The following is a 17,162-nucleotide window of genomic DNA, read 5'->3' as shown; positions in this document are numbered from 1 at the left end:
GGCGTTCTGGTCCACGGGCCTTCCTCGGAGCGGGGGTGCGCCACGAGCCTAGTGCTTCGAACGTAGCGCCGTCCGGTCCTACTCGTCCGAGGAGAAGCGCACCGCTCCCGGCGGGATCCGCGCCGCGCACCACACCCGGACACCGTCCCGCAGCTCGTTGTCCGGCCCGATCTCCGCCAGGTCACCGATGACCGCACCCTGCAGCACCGTACGGGCCCCGATCCGGGCACCGGCCCCGATCAGCGAGTCCTGGATCCGGGCCCCGGGCTCGACGACCGCGCCGTCGAGAACGGTGCTGCCGTCCAGGCGCACGCCCGCGCCGATCCGGGCCCCCGCACCGACGACCGTGCCGCCGGTCAGCTTGGCGTCGGCGGCGACCTCCGCCCCGTCGAGCACCAGCCGGTCGCCGCACCGCCCCGGTACCGCGGGGGAGGGAGCGCGGCCGAGCACCAGGTCGGCCGAGCCGCGTACGAACGCCTGCGGAGTGCCCAGGTCGAGCCAGTAGGTGGAGTCCACCATGCCTTGGAGGTGGGCGCCGGAGGCCAGGAGCCCGGGGAAGGTCTCGCGCTCCACGGAGACCGGGCGGCCGTCCGGGATGGAGTCGATCACGGACCGTTTGAAGACGTAGGCGCCGGCGTTGATCTGGTCGGTGACGATTTCCTCGGGCGTCTGCGGCTTCTCCAGGAACGCGGTGACGCGGCCGGTGGAGTCGGTGGGGACGAGACCGAACGCTCGCGGATCCGTGACGCGGGTGAGGTGCAGCGTGACGTCCGCGCCCGAGGTGCGGTGGGTGTCGACCAGGGCGCGGATGTCGAGGCCGGTCAGGATGTCGCCGTTGAAGATGAGCACGGGGTCGTCGGGCCCGGAGCGCAGATGGGAGACGACATTGCGGATCGCGCCGCCGGTGCCGAGCGGCTCGTCCTCCGTGACGTACTCCAGTTGCAGGCCGAGTGATGAGCCGTCACCAAAGTACGGCTCGAACACCTCGGCGAGATAGGACGTGGCGAGCACGATGTGGTCGACACCGGCCGCCCGGGCGCGCGCCAACTGGTGGGTGAGGAACGGGACCCCGGCCGCCGGAACCATGGGCTTGGGCGTGTTCACTGTCAGGGGCCGCAGCCGGGTTCCCTTGCCGCCAACCAGGAGGATCGCTTCTGTCACCTTGTCTTCTCTGCTTCCTGCCGGGGCCGGCCGGGTCGTGGGCGGCCAGTGTATGCAGACGGTGTTCGGTTTCCGTGGAACCGCGACGGTCAGCGTCCCTGGAGTTTCGCCGAGGCCTTACGGGCCGAGCCGAGCCGGTCGTAGAGCCGGCGTCCCGGGCAGTCGGTGGCGAAGCCGTCCCGGTGTCCGGAGATGACGTTGAGCTGGGCCGCGCTGCCCTTGGGGTACTTGTTGCCGCCGCTGGAGACCATGAAGGTCTTGCCATGGGGATCTCTGCCGTACAGGCCGAGCTTCCAGGCGGTGAGCCGGGCGATGGACTGCATCACTGCCGGGGGCGGGTCGGTGTGGGAGAACGACCCGAGGACGGCGATGCCGGTGCTGCCGGTGTTGAAACCTAGCGTGTGCGCGCCCCTGACAGGCGCCGCCACGCCGCCGGCGCGCCCTTCGAAGATGGTGCCGCACTTGTCGACGAGGAAGTTGTAGCCGATGTCACGCCAGCCCAGGCTCTTGATGTGGTAGCGGTAGATGCTGCGCAGCAGGGCCGGGGTCTGCGCGCAGCTGTAGTTGTTGCCGCTCGCGCTGTGGTGCACGAACGCGGCCTTCACCGTGCCGCCGTAGACGAAGGTGCGCTCCCGCAGGGACTCGTCCGCGCCCCAGCCGGCGCGGGTGACGATGCGTGGCCGCGGACCGATGAACGGGAACGTCGCCCCGGCAGGCTTGGCGCCGCCGACGGCGACCTTACGCGCCGCCTGGGCCAGCGTGTGCCTCTTGTCGAGGGCCGGGATCACTCGGGCGCCCAGCGGGATGAGTTTCGCGTTCGCCCCTGAGGCGGCGGCCTCCGCCGGAGTCAGGGGAGGCGGCGCACTGCGGGTCTGGGGCCGGGAAGCACGGCCGTCACCCGGGTCGACCAGTTCGACGCGCAGACCGCCCGGCAGGGCGGCGTGGCCGACGCCGGCCCGGCGCGAGGAGGGTCCGGGCATGGCCTGTACCTGTACGCCGTTGGAGGCACCCACCCAGAGCGGGGCGGTGCTGCCCCGCACCCCAGGCGCACGCCGCTCGGGCGAGTCGAGGTCGGGGGCGTCATCGTCATGGTGCATCTCGAGGGGCTGCCAGGGCGACCAGCGTCCGGTGGCGGCCGAGCGGGTACGGACCTGCACCCGGCCGTGGAACTGCGCGTCGGGGTCGTTCCAGACGACGCCGACGAGCGAGAAGGGGCGGACGTTCTGCTGCCACAGCCCCAGAGCGCCGACAGGCCGGGACGGGACCCGCACTGCCCGGTCGGAGCGGTCGCCGAGCGGCGCCAGCGGCAGCGACTGCGTACTTCCCGGCAGTTGCCGGGCATGGGCTGCGGGAGCGGGGACGGGTCTCGCAGCGGAGGGCGGGGCGAGCGGAAGAGTGAGGACGGCCGCGCAGGCCACGCCGATCGAGGATGCAAGCAGTGCACGCATACCGAAAATCGTGTCCGTATGGGGGCAATTCTGTCTATTCGTAACCTGATGGGCAGTCGGCCAATCCGGTGGTTCACTCCGTTGCCCGGACACCCCCGTCACCGGCCCGGCGCCGTAGGCCCGCGCGTACGCTTGCGCGGGTGAACGCCACTGACCGGACCCCCGCCGACCTGCTGCGATCCGCGCTCGCCGCGGACCCCGCCCGCCCGCTGATCACCTTCTACGACGATGCCACCGGCGAACGCGTCGAACTCTCGGTGGCCACCTTCGCCAATTGGGTGGCGAAGACCGCGAACCTTCTCCAGGGTGACCTGGCCGCCCAGCCGGGTGACCGGCTGGCGCTGCTGCTCCCCGCCCACTGGCAGAGCGCGGTCTGGCTGCTCGCCTGCTCCTCCACCGGAGTTGTCGCCGACATCGGCGGCGACCCGGCCGCCGCCGACCTGGTGGTCAGCGGCCCGGACACGCTGGAGGAGGCGCGTGCCTGCCGCGGGGAGCGCGTGGCACTGAGCCTGCGCCCCCTCGGCGCCCGCTTCCCGCAGCCGCCGCAGGGTTTCGTGGACTACGCCGTCGAGGTGCCGAGCCAGGGCGACCGCTTCAGCGCGTACGCCCCGGTGGACCCTGACGCGCCGGCCCTCGCCTTCGCCGGCGGCGCCGAGCTGACGGCCGCCGAGGTCGTCGAGCAGGCCCACGCCGACGCGGTGACCCGCGGCCTGACGCCGGTGTCCCGGGTGCTGTCCGGGCTGCCGTACGACACCTGGGACGGCCTGTCCTCCGGGCTGCTCGCCCCGCTGGCGGCCGGCGGCTCGGTCGTGCTGTGCCGCCACCTGGACCAGTTGACACCCGAGGCCCTGGAGCAGCGGCGGGAGAGCGAACGGGTGACCACGACGGCTGCCTAACCGCTTTCCGCCCATGACGCGGAGCGATGATCGGGCGGTACGTGCAACCTTGCGAGGCTTTTGGCGGTCTACTCCCGTGACCGGCGGCCTCGTACGGTACGACGCCGCCGACTCCGTGAGGATGGACGCATTCGTGACCGACAGCGCTGGCACGCCCGCCGGGCCGGAGGGCCCCACCGACGCAGAAGCGGCGGGGACCCCCGGCGGACCGGACCGGCCCGGCGACGCCAGGTCGCTCAGCAGACGGCGCCTGGTGCGCCTGGGAGGGCTGGGTGCGGCGGTGGTGCTGCTGGCGGGCGCCGGGGCCGGCTGGGTCGCGTACCGGAAGCTCGACGGCAATATCCACACCGATCGTGATACGGCCGACGAGTTGCGCAAATGGGAGTCCGAGCGTCCGAGAGCGATGGTGAAGGGCGCCCAGAACATCCTGCTCATCGGCTCCGACACACGCGCCGACGGCAACGGCAAGTACGGCAGGGACAGCGGGACCCAGCGCTCGGACACCACGATCCTGCTGCACCTGGCCGCCGACCGGCAGAGCGCCACCGCCGTCAGCATCCCGCGCGACCTGATGCTGGAGATCCCGCGCTGCCGGACAGCGGGCGGCGGCCGGAGCGTTGCCCGGTTCGCCCAATTCAACTGGGCGTTCGAATTCGGCGGCGCGGCATGCGCGATCCGTACGGTCGAGAACCTCACCGGCGTCCGCGTCGACCACCACATCATCGTGGACTTTCTGGGGTTCCAGAAAATGGTGAACGCGGTGGACGGTGTGGACGTCTGCCTGAAGAAATCCATCAAGGACCCCGAGGCGCACCTCAAGCTGTCCGCCGGCCGGCACCGGCTCAACGGGGAGCAGGCGCTGGGGTACGTCCGCACCCGCTACAGCCTCGGCGACGGCAGCGACACCGAGCGGATGGAACGGCAGCAGCGTTTCCTCGGATCACTGGTGAAGAAAGTGCAAAGCAATGGCGTCCTGCTCAACCCCACCCGGCTCTACCCGGTGCTCGATGCCGCGACCTCTGCGCTCACCACCGACTCTGGCCTGGACTCGCTCAGGAAGCTGTACGACCTGGTGCGCAGCATGCGGAGCATTCCGACGGAAAAAGTGCAGTTCCTCACTGTTCCCCGGCGGCCGTACTCGCTGAACGCGGATCGCGACGAACTCGTACAACCTGACGCGGCTCATCTCTTCAATGCGCTGCGAAATGACCTGCGGGTGACGGTGAGTGCGAGGCGGCGGCCTGCCGAACCCGAAGCCACACAGGGAGGTTCAGGGTCCAGGGCACCGGCGGACAGCGAACCGAGTGCGGCGCCGACGGGCGCCCCGCCCACCTACCGGGGCACTACCGCAGCCAACAACGTGTGCGGATAAAGCAGACAAAGAGAACACCCTGGCAACTCGAAAAGAATGAGCGTAATTGCCCGGTTATAAGGAAGGCGAATTTGTCACCGGCGTCGCTTGGCGTTGAACTGGCCGGATAGTGTGACGGTCCCGATGCGCTCGACCTGGGCACTTGCGCATCTGAGGACGACTGACCGAGCGCCTGTGGGGGAAGGCGCCGCGTGGCACCGACGGAGGATTCAGGCAACCGTGGACGCGCAAGGCCGTGGACGGGCGGGCGACATCGACCCCGCCGATCAGTGGGTCTACGACCCTAACACTGGCAATTACGAACTGCGACTGGATCTCTCCGGAGAGCAATCGGCGACACCGCAGCGCGGGGCCTCCTCGTCCGCTGCCGCCTCACGCTCAGAGGGACTCGGCCGCACGCGCCGCCGCGAGGTCCCGCCACAGCGCGGCCGCCGGTCCGCGGGCCGCGGCGCCCCGCCGCCGGCCACCGGCCGCCGCAAACCCAAGCCGAAGGCCTCCGGCAAGAAGAAGGCGCTGTTCTGGACCGGGGGCACGATGGCCTTCGTGCTGGTGGCCGGCGCCGCCGCGGCGTACTTCGTCCTCGAGCACTTCAACAGCAACATCAGCACGGTCGACATCGGCGGCGCGGGCGGTGACATCGGCAGCGACGGCCCGATGAACATCCTCGTCATCGGCACCGACTCCCGTACCGGCAAGGGCAACCAGGGGTACGGGGACGCCGGCAGTGTCGGTCATGCCGACACCACGATCCTCTTCCACGTCTCCAAGGACCGCAGCAACGCCACCGCCCTCAGCATCCCGCGCGACATGATCACCGACATCCCGGCCTGCCCGACCAAGCAGAAGGACGGCTCGACCAAGGTCATTCCGGCGACCCGGCAGACCCGCTTCAACGAGAGCCTGGGCCAGGAGGGGCGCGACCCGGGCTGCACGATGCGCACCGTCAAGGCGCTGACGGGTATTCAGCCCAACCACTTCATGATGGCCGACTTCAACGCGGTCAAGACGCTCTCCACGGCAGTCGGCGGCGTCCCCATCTGCCTCGGCAAGGACATAAACGACAAGCAGTCCCACCTCCATCTCTCCAAGGGGCCCCACCGGGTCCAGGGCGAGCAGGCCCTCGCCTTTGTGCGCACCCGGCACTCGGTCGGCTTCGGCGGCGACCTGAGCCGGATCCAGCTCCAGCAGCAGTTCCTCAGCTCGATGATCCGCACGATGAAGTCCAACGACACCCTCACCGACCCGGGCAAGCTGTGGGATCTGGCCAACGCCGCCACCAAGGCGCTGACCGTCGACACGGGCATAGGTACGATCCCCAAGCTCCAGGACCTGGCCAAGGACTTGAGCCGGGTGAACACCAAGAACATCACCTTCGCCACCGTGCCGGTGGTGGACAACACCGACGGGGCGACCGTCCTCCTCGACAAGCCCAAGGCCGAGCCGCTGTTCTCCATGGTCAGGAACGATGTCTCGCTGACCGAGGTGAAGAAGAAGCAGAAGGCGAAGGAAGCCGCCAAGCTCAAGGGGCCGAAGGCCGCCCCGGCGGACGTCCGGGTCGAGGTCCTCAACGGCGGGGGCCCGATGGGCGCCGCCCAGAGCACCCTGGAGTGGCTCCAGAACAGCGAGGGCGTGCTGAAGTCCAGCAACGGCGGCAACGCTCCCGCAAAACAGAAGAAAACAATGCTGGAGTACGCTCCGAACCAGGCTGATCAGGCGCGGACGCTCGCCGGGATGATGGGCCTGTCCGCCTCGGCGCTCAAGCCCGGCACGAAGGATGCCGCGCCGACGACTCCCATGACGCTCACCCTCGGCGAGGACTTCAAGGAGGCCGGTACGCCCCTGTCCGCACCGACGAAGGCGCCGGACGGAGTCCAGAAGGTGAACGCCGACAAGGAAATCTGCGCCAAGTGACATGCCCGCCGACCGGGCCACAGCAATCACCGGAACAACGGGGGAGGGCCCGATGCGCCAGAGCAAGGTTCGCGACGACGGGGCGCGATACAGGGCCCCCCATGCGGGGGATCTCGGCTGGGACGACACCCTGTACGAGGACCGGCCGGATCAGCCGGAGACGTGGGACCGTATCCCGCACCCGCGGCAGCCGGCCGACAGTGCGGGCCTCGCACCTCGGCGGTCGGGGAAGCGCCGGGTACTGCGCTGGTTCGCCTCGAGCGTCGCGCTGCTGATACTCGGCACGGCCGGCGCCGGTTATCTCTACTACGAGCACCTCAACCACAATCTGGTCAAGGGCGCCCTCAACCTCGGCGACAACAAGCTCGACAAGAGCGCGCCGAACGCTCAGGGCCAGACCCCGCTCAACATCCTGCTGCTCGGTTCCGACAGCCGTAACGGCGCGGAGAACGTCCGGCTCGGCGGTGCCCGGGCCGACGCGGGCCGCAAGCCGCTCGCCGACGTCGAGATGCTGCTGCACGTCTCGGCCGACCGCCGCAGCATCTCCGTGGTCAGCATCCCGCGCGACACCCGCGTCACCATCCCCAAGTGCACGGACAGCAAGGACGGCACGGTCTACCGGGAGATGGACGCCACCATCAACTCCAGCCTTCAGAACGGCGGTCCGGGCTGCACGGTCGCCGCGTGGGAGGAACTCACGGGCATCCCGATCGACCACTTCATGATGATCGACTTCGCGGGTGTGGTGGCCATGGCCGACGCGGTCGGCGGGGTCCCGGTGTGCGTCGACAACAACATCGAGGACACCAGGTCCGGCCTGCGCCTGAAGAAGGGCGAGTCGACCATCAAGGGCAAGCAGGCCCTGCAGTGGCTGCGTACCCGGCACGGTTTCGAGGACGGCAGCGACATCGGCCGGGCCAAGGCCCAGCACATGTACATGAACTCGATGGTCCGGCAGCTCAAGGCCGGTACGAAGCTCACCGACCCGGCCCAGCTGCGCGATCTCGCCGAGGCGGCGACCAAGAACCTCACCGTCGACGACGCCCTCGGCTCGGTGACGAAGCTCTACGACCTGGCCAACGACATCAAGCGGGTGCCGACAGGCCGGATCACCATGACGACCATGCCGTGGATACCGGACCCGCAGAACGCGGCACACGTCATCCCCAAGCCGGGCGATGCCGACAAGGTCTTCTCGCTGATCCGCAACGACATCGCCCTGGACGGCAAGGACAAGAAGAAGACCGGGCCCAAGAAGAGCGCCGCCCCCAGCGACCCGGCCGCGCCGAAGGCACAGATCCCCGTCACCGTCCAGAACGGCACCGGAACCGCCACCCAGGTCGCCGTACAAGGCCGCGCCGCCGTGGTCGCCGGGCGGCTCTTCCATCTCGGCTTCACCCAGGCCGTCGCGGACGCGACCCCCAAGTCCCAGACGGACACCACGATTTCGTACGCCTCGCCGGACCAGCGCGGTGACGCCCTGGCGGTGGCCAAGGCGATCGGGCTGCCGGAGAGCGCGGTCCGGCACTCAACGGCCGTACAGCAGGTAACGCTCGTCATCGGCGCCGACTGGCGTGCGGGGACCAGCTTCCCGAAGGCCGTCGGCTCCGGCGGTGAGGACAACAAGGCGCCCGAGAGCGCGGACCCGCTCAACGGCAATGACACCAAGGCCTGCATGAAGGTCAACCCGGCGAACATCTGGTAGCACGCGCGCAGGGGGCCGGAACCTCCGGAGGCGAGCCGAGCGCCAAGGGAGGGGGCCCGGCCCCTTCATCTGCCCTTACGGGCTATCTGGCCGTGACCACCGCCGGGCGGCGGCTGGCGATGACCTTCTTCGCCAGCGACCGCGGGCTGGTCAGAAAGCCCCAGCCCCAGGACAGATGCATCGTCGCCAGAGCCAGCGGGATCTGCAGCCGCGCCTTCAGCGGCAGCCCCTTGCCCGCCGGAATCGAGCCCGCCGTGATCGCGGCCAGATAGCCGGCCGGTATGACGTAGCCCCACGGCGTAAGCGCCACGCCCACCAGGGTGCCCGCCGCGATGGCGGCCAGCGCGGTCGGCGGCGCCAGATAGCGCAGGTTGATCGAGCCCTGGTGGTAGCGGGCGACCACATGCCGCCAGCGGCCGTAGTCCTTGTACTGCTTGGCGAGCGCGCGCACGCTCGGCCGCGGCCGGTAGGAGACCTTCAGCTCCGGCGAGAACCAGATCAGCCCACCCGCCTCGCGGATACGGAAGTTGAGCTCCCAGTCCTGGGCGCGGATGAACTCCTCGTTGTAGCCGCCCTGCTGCTCCAGGGCAGCCCGGCGGAAGACCCCCAGATACACGGTCTCGGCGGGACCGGCCTCACCACCGGTGTGAAATGCGGCGTTGCCCACACCTATCTTCGAGGTCATGGCGGCGGCGACCGCGTGCTCCCAGTCGGTCTCGCCCTCGGCGTGCATGATGCCGCCGACGTTCTGCGCACCCGTCTCGTCCAGCAACCGCACTGCCGTCGCGATGTAGTTCGGCGAGAGCATGCCGTGACCGTCGACCCGCACCACGACCGGGTGCCGGGACGCCTTGATCGCCGCGTTGAGCGCGGCGGGCGTACGTCCGGTGGGGTTCGGCACCGTGTGCACACGCGGGTCTTCCCCGACGAGCTCGGCCGCGATCTCGTCCGTACGGTCCGTGGACGGCCCGAGGGCGATCACCACCTCGAGCTCGCCGGCGTACTCCTGCGCCAGGATGTGCCGGACCGCGTTCCGCAGATGTCGTTCCTCATTGAGCACCGGCATGATCACGGACACGGCCGGAAGCTGCGATTCAGCAGATGCGTTCATCGCTCCTCACGTTACCGCGAACGGAGGACACCCCCGTACGCGACCGAGTGGCCGCGGGGCGTGGGTCCGCGGGCAGCCGATCGTATGGGCCTACGGTGAGCCCGGTCCGTGCCATGACCTGCGGAGGAGTGTCCCTCATGACCGCACCGGATCGCTCTGCCCGCCCCCGCACCGGCAGCCCGTATCCCGCGAGGAAGCCCTCGCGCGGCGGGCCCCGCTGGGGGCTCCGGATCGCCTCGGTCGCCGCCCTCACGGTGTTGGGCCTCGGCGGCATCGGGCATGTGATTCTCTCGGGGATCGACCGCGGAATCGGCCGAATTGACCCTTTTGACGGGCTCAATGACCGACCCCGGGGTGCCAGCGGGCTGAACTTCCTCCTTGTCGGCACGGACGGCCGCGACACGATCACGAACACGGAGCGGGCGAAGTACCGGCTCGGCGGCACCGCCTGTGACTGCACCGACACGATCATGCTGGTCCATCTGTCGGCCGACCGGGAACGGGCCAGCGTGATCAGCCTCCCCCGCGACTCCTACGCCGAAGTGCCGGCGCACATCGACCCGGCCACCGGCCGGCGCTACCCGGCCCGCCGGGAGAAGCTCAACGCCGCCTACGCCTATGGCGGCCCGCAGCTGACCGTGCGCACCGTCGAGCACATGACCGGCATCCCCATCCACCACTACCTCGAGGTGGACTTCAGGAGTTTCATCAAGACCGTCGACGCCGTCGGCGGGGTCGAGATCTGCACGGCCCGCCCGATGAAGGACAACTACACCGGGCTGGACCTGCCGGCCGGCCGCACCACGCTGGACGGTGGCCAGGCGCTGCAGTACGTCCGCTCCCGGCACACCGACGGCGCCGCCGACCTCGGCCGGATGCAGCGCCAGCAGCGGTTCCTCGCCGCCCTCATCCGCAAGGTCACCAGCAATGGGGTGCTGATGAACCCGGTGCGGTTCGACGAGGTCTCCTCCGCTCTGCTGGCGTCCGTACGTGTCGACCGCGGCTTCGGCACCGACGAACTGGTCGCGCTCGGCCGGGCGATGCGGGACTTCAAGCCCGCCTCGTCGGAATTCACCTCGGTGCCTGTCGCCAACCCCGCCTACGCCGTGCCGCGACTGGGCTCGACCGTGAAGTGGGACGAGCGGCAGGCGGCCCGGCTCTTCGCGGCGGTGCGCGCGGACCGCCCGCTCACCGTCCACCGGCCGCATCGCACCCCGACGGCGCTGGTGGACGTACCGCCCCAGCAGATCCGGGTCCATGTCGACAACGGCACCCACCAGACCGGCCTGGCCCGACGTGTGGAGCGCGGGCTGCGCGCCACCGGCTTCCTGACCGTCGGCAGCCCCGGCAACGCGCCCGCGACGGCGCACACCGTCGTCGACTACGACCCGCGCTGGGACCGCTCGGCACGTACGGTCGCGGCGGCGCTGCCCGGAGCGCAGCTGCGGCCGGAACCGGGCCAGGGGGCCGTGATGAAGGTCACGGTCGGGGCGGACTTCCATCAGGTGCGGCCGGTACGCGGCGAGGCCCCCGTACAGGGCGGCCCGGCAGTCCTCCCGGCGGTCACCGGCGACCAGGTCAGCTGCCACTGACCCCCGCGGCGGTCACTCCCTGAACCCCTCGGCGGCCCGCTTGGCGCGGAGCTCCTTGATGGCGCGGCGGCGGGCCAGCCGGTGCGTACGCCGGATCTGCGCCTCCTGCCAACGGCGCTTGTCCTGCTCGGTCTCGGGGATCACGGGCGGTACGCGCCGGGGCTTGCCGTCGGCATCGACGGCCGTGAAGACGAGATAGGCGCTGCCGACCTGGGTGGCGGGCGTGGACTCGTTCCAGCGCTCGGCGATGACCCGGACGCCGATCTCCATGGAGGTCCGCCCCGTCCAGTTGCACTGCGCCTTCACATGGACGAGATCCCCCACGCTCACCGGCTCGAGGAAGACCATCTCGTCCATGGACGCGGTGACCGCCGGCCCGCCTGAGTGCCGCCCGGCGACCACCCCCGCAGCATCGTCGACCAGCTTCATGATCACGCCGCCGTGGACGGTGCCCAAGAGGTTGGTGTCACTGCCGGTCATGATGTGACTCAGGGTGGCACAAGAGGCGGAAGTGGGCTTTCCCGGAATCTCAGCTTCCGGGCTATGGGCCTGGTCAGTCATGTCCTCAACTGTATGCGTCGAAGTCATCCGGTCCGGCACCCGTCGCTTTGCATCAGCTCTGCAACAGCCGGGGCCCGATTCGACCCCGGCCTGTATCGCGGACATCCAGGGAAGGCACACTTCCCCCATGAGCGATCGGAACGGCGACAGCAGAGATCGGTACGGACGCGCCAGTGCGAGCGCCCGTCCGGAGTCCGCGCGCGCCATGCGCCAGGTGCGGCGAGGGGGTGTTGGCCATGACGCGGCCGTATGACGAGCCCCCCCTGCCCCCGCGCATGTCGCCGCGGGGTGGAGCCGTCCCGAGCCAGTCGCGGGGCTACGACGACTATGACGATGGTTACAGTCAGGGGCAGGTCTACGGCGGCGGGCGCGGCCGAGGCGACGCCTTCTTCGACGACCGGGACCCGTACCAGGCTCCCCGCAGACCCCGGCGGTTCAAGCGCTTCGTGCTGACGCTGGTCGTGGTCTTCCTCGGCGTTTCCATAGGCACGTACTTCTGGGCCGACTCCAAGCTGCGGCGTGAGGTGGACCTGAGCCAGGTCATCGAGCGCCCGGATACGGGCCAAGGTACGAACTACCTGATCGTCGGCTCCGACAGCCGCGAGGGCATGACCGCGGCGCAGAAGAAGGACCTGCACACCGGCTCTGCCGAGGGCAAGCGCACCGACTCGATGATGATCCTGCACGTCGGCAGCAACGGCCCCACGCTGATCTCGCTGCCCCGTGACTCGAATGTGACCATTCCCAAGTTCCGCGGCTCGGAGTCCGGCAAGCTCAGGGGGCCGCTGGGCCCGAACAAGCTCAACGCCTCGTACTCCTTCGACGGCCCCCAGCTGCTGGTGCGCACCGTCGAATACAACACCGGCCTGCACATCGACCACTACGCGGAGATCGGCTTCGCCGGCTTCGCCAACATCGTGGACGCGGTCGGCGGCGTGGAGATGGATATCCCGCAGGACATCAAGGACGCGAAATCCGGCGCCGACCTCAAGAAGGGCACGCAGACGCTGGACGGCCGCCAGGCCCTCGCCTTCGTCCGCACCCGCTACGCACTGGCGAACAGTGACCTGGACCGCACCAAGAACCAGCAGAAGTTCCTGTCCGCGCTGGCGAGCCAGACGGCCACCCCGAGCACGATCCTCAACCCCTTCAAGCTCTACCCGACCATGAGCGCCGGTCTGGACACCCTGACCGTCGACAAGGAAATGAGCCTGTGGGATCTCGGGCGGATGTTCTTCGCGATGAAGGACGTCACGAGCGGTAACGGCAAGTCGATGAACATGCCGATCTCCGGCAGCGTGGGCGGCAACCTGCAGTGGGACATGCCCAAGGTCAAGCAGCTGGTGTCGGAGCTCAAGAACGACGAGCCGGTGACGGTTACCAGCAACCGCTGAGGCCGTAACGGCGAAGGGCCCCGGACTCCGGGCCCTCCGCCGTTTTCCGGTCTGTGCCGCTTACCGCACCTCGATGAACGCCTCAGCGCCGCGCGGCGGGCGCGGCGCGGGCGGAGCAGCTGGATGCCCGACCGCCACCGCACCCATCGGATCCCAGTCCGCCGGAAGCCCGAGCACATCCCGCACCACATCGCGGCAGAACATCGTCGAGGACACCCACGCCGAGCCCAACCGCTCACCGGCCAGCGCCACCAGCAGGTTCTGTACGCCGGCGCCCGCCGCGACCACGAACATCTCGCGCTCCGCCGCCGCCCGCCGGGCATCCGGGTAGGCATGTGACCCGTCCATGACCAGGCAGGGCACCACCAGATACAGAGCCTTCCGCAGCACATCTCCCCGCCGCACCCGCTTGGCGATGCTCTTCTCGCTGAAGCCGTCGCCGCGCAGGTCCGCGATCCACGCCTCCCGCATCGCGTCGAGCAGCCGCACCCGCGACTCCTCCGACTCCAGCAGCACAAAACGCCATGGGGTCGTGTGGTGGGGTGCGGGCGCCGTGACCGCGGCCGCCACCGCCCGGCGCACCGCCGCGCCGTCGACGGGCTCGTCGGTGAACTCCCGGACCGTACGCCGCAGCGTCACGGCCTCACGCACCGCCTCCGACGTGCCCAGACGGAACATGTCGTCGGCCGCGGCCCGCACCAACGCCCGCGCGCCCTGGCCGCTGTCGCCCTCGCTGTCCACCATGTGCGGCAGACCGCGTACGACCGCGACGGGGAGGCCGTCCGCCTTTCCCTTCACCAGGTCGCCGGCGGCCGCCAGTTCATCGGCCGTCGCGACGACCGTCACGGCCAGGGGATTGCCGTGCGCATCGACACCGCCACGCAGATCGTCGAGCACCCGCACTCCGGCCGCACCGATCGCGACGTCGGTCAGCCCATTGCGCCAGGGCCGGCCGAAGGTGTCCGTGACGACCACCCCCACCTCGACGCCGAGCACCTCCCGCAGCCCCGCGCGGATGCGCCGCGCCGAGGCGTCGGGGTCCTCGGGCAGCAACAGCACAGTGCCGGCAGGAGAGTTGGACGCGTCCACGCCGGCCGCGGCCATGACGAGGCCGTGCCGCGTCTCGACGATCCGGGTCCGGCCGCGCCGGGCGACGACCCGTACGGTCTCCGCATCGATGGCGGCCTCGCGGTCCTCGGCCTCGACGACCCGGCCCTCCGCCTTGCTGACGATCTTTGAAGTCACCAGCAGCACATCGCCGTCCGCGAGTCCGGGCAGGCCGGTGGCAGTGGCGGCGTCGGCGATCAGCTTCGCGAGGTCGTCCCCGGCACGTACTTCCGGTATCCCCGGCAGCGCCCACGCCTGGAACGCGGATACGGCACCGTCCGCGGATCCGACGCTCATGCCCGTACCTCTTCGGCGAGGCCGAGTGCATCGGCGGCCATCCGGGCCGTGGCGTCGGCGTCCGTCATCATCAGCGGCACGGCCCGGCAGCGGATGCCGGCGGCCTCCACTTGGTCGACTGCGGCGGAGTCCACCGTGTCGACGAGCCAGCCGTCGAGCAACCCGGAGCCGTAGTGCCTGGCCACGGCTGCCGCGGTGGCCTCGACCCCCACGGCTGCGAGGACCTTGTCGGCCATGCCGCGCACGGGCGCGTCACCGACGATGGGGGACAGGCCCACGACCGGCACCCCGGCCTCGGCGATGGCCTCGCGGATGCCGGGCACGGCCAGGATCGTACCGATGCTGACGACCGGGTTGGACGGGGGGAACAGGACGGCATCGGCCGCGGCGATGGCTTCGAGTACGCCGGGCGCCGGCTTGGCCTGCTCCGCGCCGACCGGTACGACGGCGTGCGCGGGAACGGAGGCGCGCAGCCGCACCCAGTACTCCTGGAAGTGCACCGCCTTACGGCCGCCGCCCTCAGGGGCGTCGATGAGGACGTGCGTCTCGACGCGGTCGTCCGTCATCGGCAGCAGCCGTACGCCGGGCTGCCAGCGCGCGCACAGTGCCTCGGTGACCGCGCTGAGCGGATAGCCGGCGCTGATCATCTGCGTACGGACGATGTGGGTGGCGAAGTCCCGGTCGCCGAGCCCGAACCACTCGGGTCCCACGCCGTACGCGGCCAGCTCCTCCTTGACCGTGAAGGTCTCCTCGGCACGTCCCCAGCCCTGTTCCTCGTGGATGCCGCCGCCGAGCGTGTACATCACCGTGTCCAGGTCCGGGCAGACCTTGAGCCCGAAGAGGTGGATGTCGTCACCGGTGTTGCCGATGACCGTGATGTCGGCGTCGGGGGCGGTCGACGTGAGGCCGCGGAGGAACCGGGCACCGCCGATGCCGCCGGCCAGAACCACAATGCGCATGGGGAACAGTGTGTCAGCCGGAGGGCAGCACGCGTGCCGGTGGCCAAGGCGTGGGCACTGGCCCACGGGCCCGAGTCAGTGGGGCACGACCTCATGGGCTGCAACCCCGCTCACCTGGCTGGTGTGCATCGTCATCTGGGTCAGGCCGGGGAAGTAGACGTGCAGGCTGACGGCGGGCGTCAGCACGTCGTTGACGACCTCGTGGACATAGCCGGGGGCGAAGACCCGCTGGGTGCCGGCGCGCAGTACGCGCTGCTCCGTGCCCGTGCGCTCGGTCAGCTCGCCGTCCAGGACGGTCAGGACGCCTGAGGAACGCCCGTGGTCGTGGAGCCCGCTGCCCTGGCCGGGAACCCAGCTGAGCAGCCAGACCTCGTAGCCGGGTCCGGTGCGCAGCCGGTGGTACCAGCGACTGGTGGCGTCGTACCGGACGAGGTGCTCCCAGCTTCCGCGGTCGGCGGCGATCGTACGGGCGAGACCGGCGAACTCCGCGACGGTGACGGGGTGAGCGGCCACGGGCGGCAGAAGGTGCGGGATGGCGAGGGGGTCGCCGGCGATCTGGACGTCGCTGTTCATGGGGGAAGGTTCCTCGGCAGAAGTGCAGCAGTGCGGAAGTGGGCACCAAGGCGGCTGGAGCTCAGCGGCTCGTCAGTGAGCGGGGAGCGTCAACAGCTGGAACAGCGACAGCAACAGTGAGCCTGCGCAGCCCAACGGAAGCCCTGGGGGCAAGTCCGGGAAGGCGCGTGGGGCACTGGCATGCGTATAAGGAGAACGGGTCAGCCCTGTGAATGTCAACCGGATGCCCGGTTTGGCGGTGATGTTTCACCTCATCCGGTTGCTCTCGGAGGCGAAAGGTTTGTGCATCCGTTGTACCGGACAAGTGGCGCAGCATCCGTGCCCGTAAACGCCGTTGCCTGCTCGTGATCGGACTGTGATCTTGTTCGCTTCCGTGATCGGATTGCAACGGAGGAGCGGTCCGCTGCGTCCTTCTGTTCGAGAAGGAGGCGCGCTCCGTGGGCTGGAAAGACTGTCATGCTTTATGGCGATTTGAACACTTTTCGCAAGGCCTTGGTTCCGCAGAGTGAATAAGGGGCCCAATAGCAGATCCCGGCTTGACTCGCCTGGATCGCCAACTTGTAATTTCACTCGTGTCGTTTGCCGCTCTCGGTAACGGCGACATCACGGGGACGTAAAGACTGACGAGGGGCGCACATGACCGAGCTGTTCCAGCAACTGCTGGTCGAGGAGGCGGACGAGGAGCTCGGATGGCAGGAGCGCGCGCTGTGCGCCCAGACCGATCCCGAGTCGTTCTTCCCGGAGAAGGGCGGATCCACCCGAGAGGCCAAGAAGGTCTGCTTGGCGTGTGAGGTCCGTTCCGAGTGCCTGGAGTACGCCCTCGCCAACGACGAGCGGTTCGGTATCTGGGGCGGCTTGTCCGAGCGTGAACGCCGACGTCTGAAGAAGGCCGCCGTCTGACGGGTCGCCGGACAACCGTCAACCCGTCACATCCCTCCATTCAGCGACAAAACGCACAGCGTCATCGGTCCGCCTTCCACGCCCCATACGTGGAAGGCGGACCGATGTCTGTGCCCGCGCGTTCGCCCTCGCGTACGCACGGGTGTACGCGGCCGACAGCCGGACCGGGGCGAGC

General features: G+C 69.7%; 13 protein-coding genes and 1 pseudogene. 7 read left to right on the top strand and 7 right to left on the bottom strand.

Annotated features, from left to right (window positions below):
• Positions 1-78: 78 nt before the first annotated feature.
• Together manB and ACY34J_RS20675 are read right to left on the bottom strand one after the other, a co-directional pair.
• The gene (gene manB / locus ACY34J_RS20680; RefSeq protein WP_462727987.1) at positions 79-1,161 is read right to left on the bottom strand and encodes a mannose-1-phosphate guanylyltransferase; all 1,083 of its coding nucleotides are present in this window, start codon (positions 1,159-1,161) and stop codon (positions 79-81) included.
• Between the two features lie 89 nt (positions 1,162-1,250).
• Positions 1,251-2,609 carry a peptidoglycan recognition protein family protein gene (locus ACY34J_RS20675; protein ID WP_462727988.1) on the bottom strand — a complete coding sequence of 453 codons (1,359 nt, stop codon included), beginning with the start codon at positions 2,607-2,609 and terminating at the stop codon, positions 1,251-1,253.
• Positions 2,610-2,749: 140 nt separating this feature from the next.
• Between ACY34J_RS20675 and ACY34J_RS20670 the strand changes: the two genes are divergently transcribed.
• The 4 genes from ACY34J_RS20670 (at position 2,750) to ACY34J_RS20655 (ending at position 8,493) form a co-directional block, all read left to right on the top strand.
• Positions 2,750-3,505: a TIGR03089 family protein gene (locus ACY34J_RS20670; protein WP_462727989.1), complete on the top strand. Its 756-nt coding sequence runs from the start codon at positions 2,750-2,752 to the stop codon at positions 3,503-3,505.
• A 121-nt stretch (positions 3,506-3,626) separates the two neighbouring features.
• Positions 3,627-4,877 carry an LCP family protein gene (locus ACY34J_RS20665; protein ID WP_462728014.1) on the top strand — a complete coding sequence of 417 codons (1,251 nt, stop codon included), beginning with the start codon at positions 3,627-3,629 and terminating at the stop codon, positions 4,875-4,877.
• Between the two features lie 219 nt (positions 4,878-5,096).
• Entirely contained in the window at positions 5,097-6,788 is a 1,692-nt protein-coding gene (locus tag ACY34J_RS20660; RefSeq protein WP_462727990.1) for an LCP family protein, read from the top strand.
• A 52-nt stretch (positions 6,789-6,840) separates the two neighbouring features.
• Positions 6,841-8,493, top strand: a complete 1,653-nt coding sequence (locus ACY34J_RS20655) for an LCP family protein (RefSeq protein WP_462727991.1) — start codon at positions 6,841-6,843, stop codon at positions 8,491-8,493.
• 82 nt (positions 8,494-8,575) lie between these two features.
• On the opposite strand, the gene ACY34J_RS20650 is transcribed toward ACY34J_RS20655, so the two are convergent.
• Positions 8,576-9,604: a glycosyltransferase family 2 protein gene (locus ACY34J_RS20650; protein WP_462727992.1), complete on the bottom strand. Its 1,029-nt coding sequence runs from the start codon at positions 9,602-9,604 to the stop codon at positions 8,576-8,578.
• A gap of 137 nt (positions 9,605-9,741) precedes the next feature.
• Here ACY34J_RS20650 and ACY34J_RS20645 point away from each other — a divergent pair, with 137 nt between their 5' ends.
• On the top strand, positions 9,742-11,196 hold the full coding sequence (locus ACY34J_RS20645; protein ID WP_462727993.1) for an LCP family protein: 1,455 nt from the start codon (positions 9,742-9,744) through the stop codon (positions 11,194-11,196).
• A gap of 12 nt (positions 11,197-11,208) precedes the next feature.
• On the opposite strand, the gene ACY34J_RS20640 is transcribed toward ACY34J_RS20645, so the two are convergent.
• A complete protein-coding gene (locus ACY34J_RS20640; RefSeq protein WP_462727994.1) occupies positions 11,209-11,757 on the bottom strand; it encodes an acyl-CoA thioesterase in 549 nt (182 codons plus the stop codon).
• Between the two features lie 127 nt (positions 11,758-11,884).
• On the opposite strand from ACY34J_RS20640, the pseudogene ACY34J_RS20635 reads away from it, so the two are divergent.
• Positions 11,885-13,151: pseudogene (locus ACY34J_RS20635) on the top strand (LCP family protein).
• A gap of 60 nt (positions 13,152-13,211) precedes the next feature.
• Here ACY34J_RS20635 and ACY34J_RS20630 read toward each other — a convergent pair.
• The 3 genes from ACY34J_RS20630 to ACY34J_RS20620 form a co-directional block, all read right to left on the bottom strand.
• Complete coding sequence (locus ACY34J_RS20630; protein WP_462727995.1) at positions 13,212-14,555, bottom strand: coenzyme F420-0:L-glutamate ligase; 1,344 nt, start codon at positions 14,553-14,555, stop codon at positions 13,212-13,214.
• Positions 14,552-15,514: a 2-phospho-L-lactate transferase gene (cofD, locus tag ACY34J_RS20625; protein WP_462727996.1), complete on the bottom strand. Its 963-nt coding sequence runs from the start codon at positions 15,512-15,514 to the stop codon at positions 14,552-14,554. The genes ACY34J_RS20630 and cofD overlap by 4 nt, the downstream gene beginning before the upstream one ends.
• 75 nt (positions 15,515-15,589) lie before the next feature.
• Positions 15,590-16,087 (bottom strand): cysteine dioxygenase, encoded by a 498-nt coding sequence (locus tag ACY34J_RS20620; RefSeq protein WP_462727997.1) that lies wholly within the window; start codon positions 16,085-16,087, stop codon positions 15,590-15,592.
• Positions 16,088-16,723: 636 nt separating this feature from the next.
• Between ACY34J_RS20620 and ACY34J_RS20615 the strand changes: the two genes are divergently transcribed.
• Positions 16,724-16,987: a WhiB family transcriptional regulator gene (locus tag ACY34J_RS20615; RefSeq protein ID WP_004952403.1), complete on the top strand. Its 264-nt coding sequence runs from the start codon at positions 16,724-16,726 to the stop codon at positions 16,985-16,987.
• The last annotated feature ends 175 nt before the right edge of the window (positions 16,988-17,162 follow it).

Source organism: Streptomyces sp. HSS9-12, from assembly GCF_054963655.1.
The sequence above is the reverse complement of the archived record's forward strand: the minus strand, read 5'-3'. Positions and strand labels throughout refer to the sequence as shown.

Bases quoted from the DNA above. Each gene is read 5' to 3' on its own strand.
- ACY34J_RS20620 (WP_462727997.1), bottom strand. From the start codon at position 16,087: ATGAACAGCGACGTCCAGATCGCCGGCGACCCCCTCGCCATCCCGCAC.
- ACY34J_RS20655 (WP_462727991.1), top strand. From the start codon at position 6,841: ATGCGCCAGAGCAAGGTTCGCGACGACGGGGCGCGATACAGGGCCCCC.
- ACY34J_RS20650 (WP_462727992.1), bottom strand. From the start codon at position 9,604: ATGAACGCATCTGCTGAATCGCAGCTTCCGGCCGTGTCCGTGATCATG.
- ACY34J_RS20645 (WP_462727993.1), top strand. From the start codon at position 9,742: ATGACCGCACCGGATCGCTCTGCCCGCCCCCGCACCGGCAGCCCGTAT.
- cofD (WP_462727996.1), bottom strand. From the start codon at position 15,514: ATGCGCATTGTGGTTCTGGCCGGCGGCATCGGCGGTGCCCGGTTCCTC.
- ACY34J_RS20630 (WP_462727995.1), bottom strand. From the start codon at position 14,555: ATGAGCGTCGGATCCGCGGACGGTGCCGTATCCGCGTTCCAGGCGTGG.
- ACY34J_RS20665 (WP_462728014.1), top strand. From the start codon at position 3,627: ATGGACGCATTCGTGACCGACAGCGCTGGCACGCCCGCCGGGCCGGAG.
- ACY34J_RS20640 (WP_462727994.1), bottom strand. From the start codon at position 11,757: ATGACTGACCAGGCCCATAGCCCGGAAGCTGAGATTCCGGGAAAGCCC.
- ACY34J_RS20615 (WP_004952403.1), top strand. From the start codon at position 16,724: ATGACCGAGCTGTTCCAGCAACTGCTGGTCGAGGAGGCGGACGAGGAG.
- ACY34J_RS20675 (WP_462727988.1), bottom strand. From the start codon at position 2,609: ATGCGTGCACTGCTTGCATCCTCGATCGGCGTGGCCTGCGCGGCCGTC.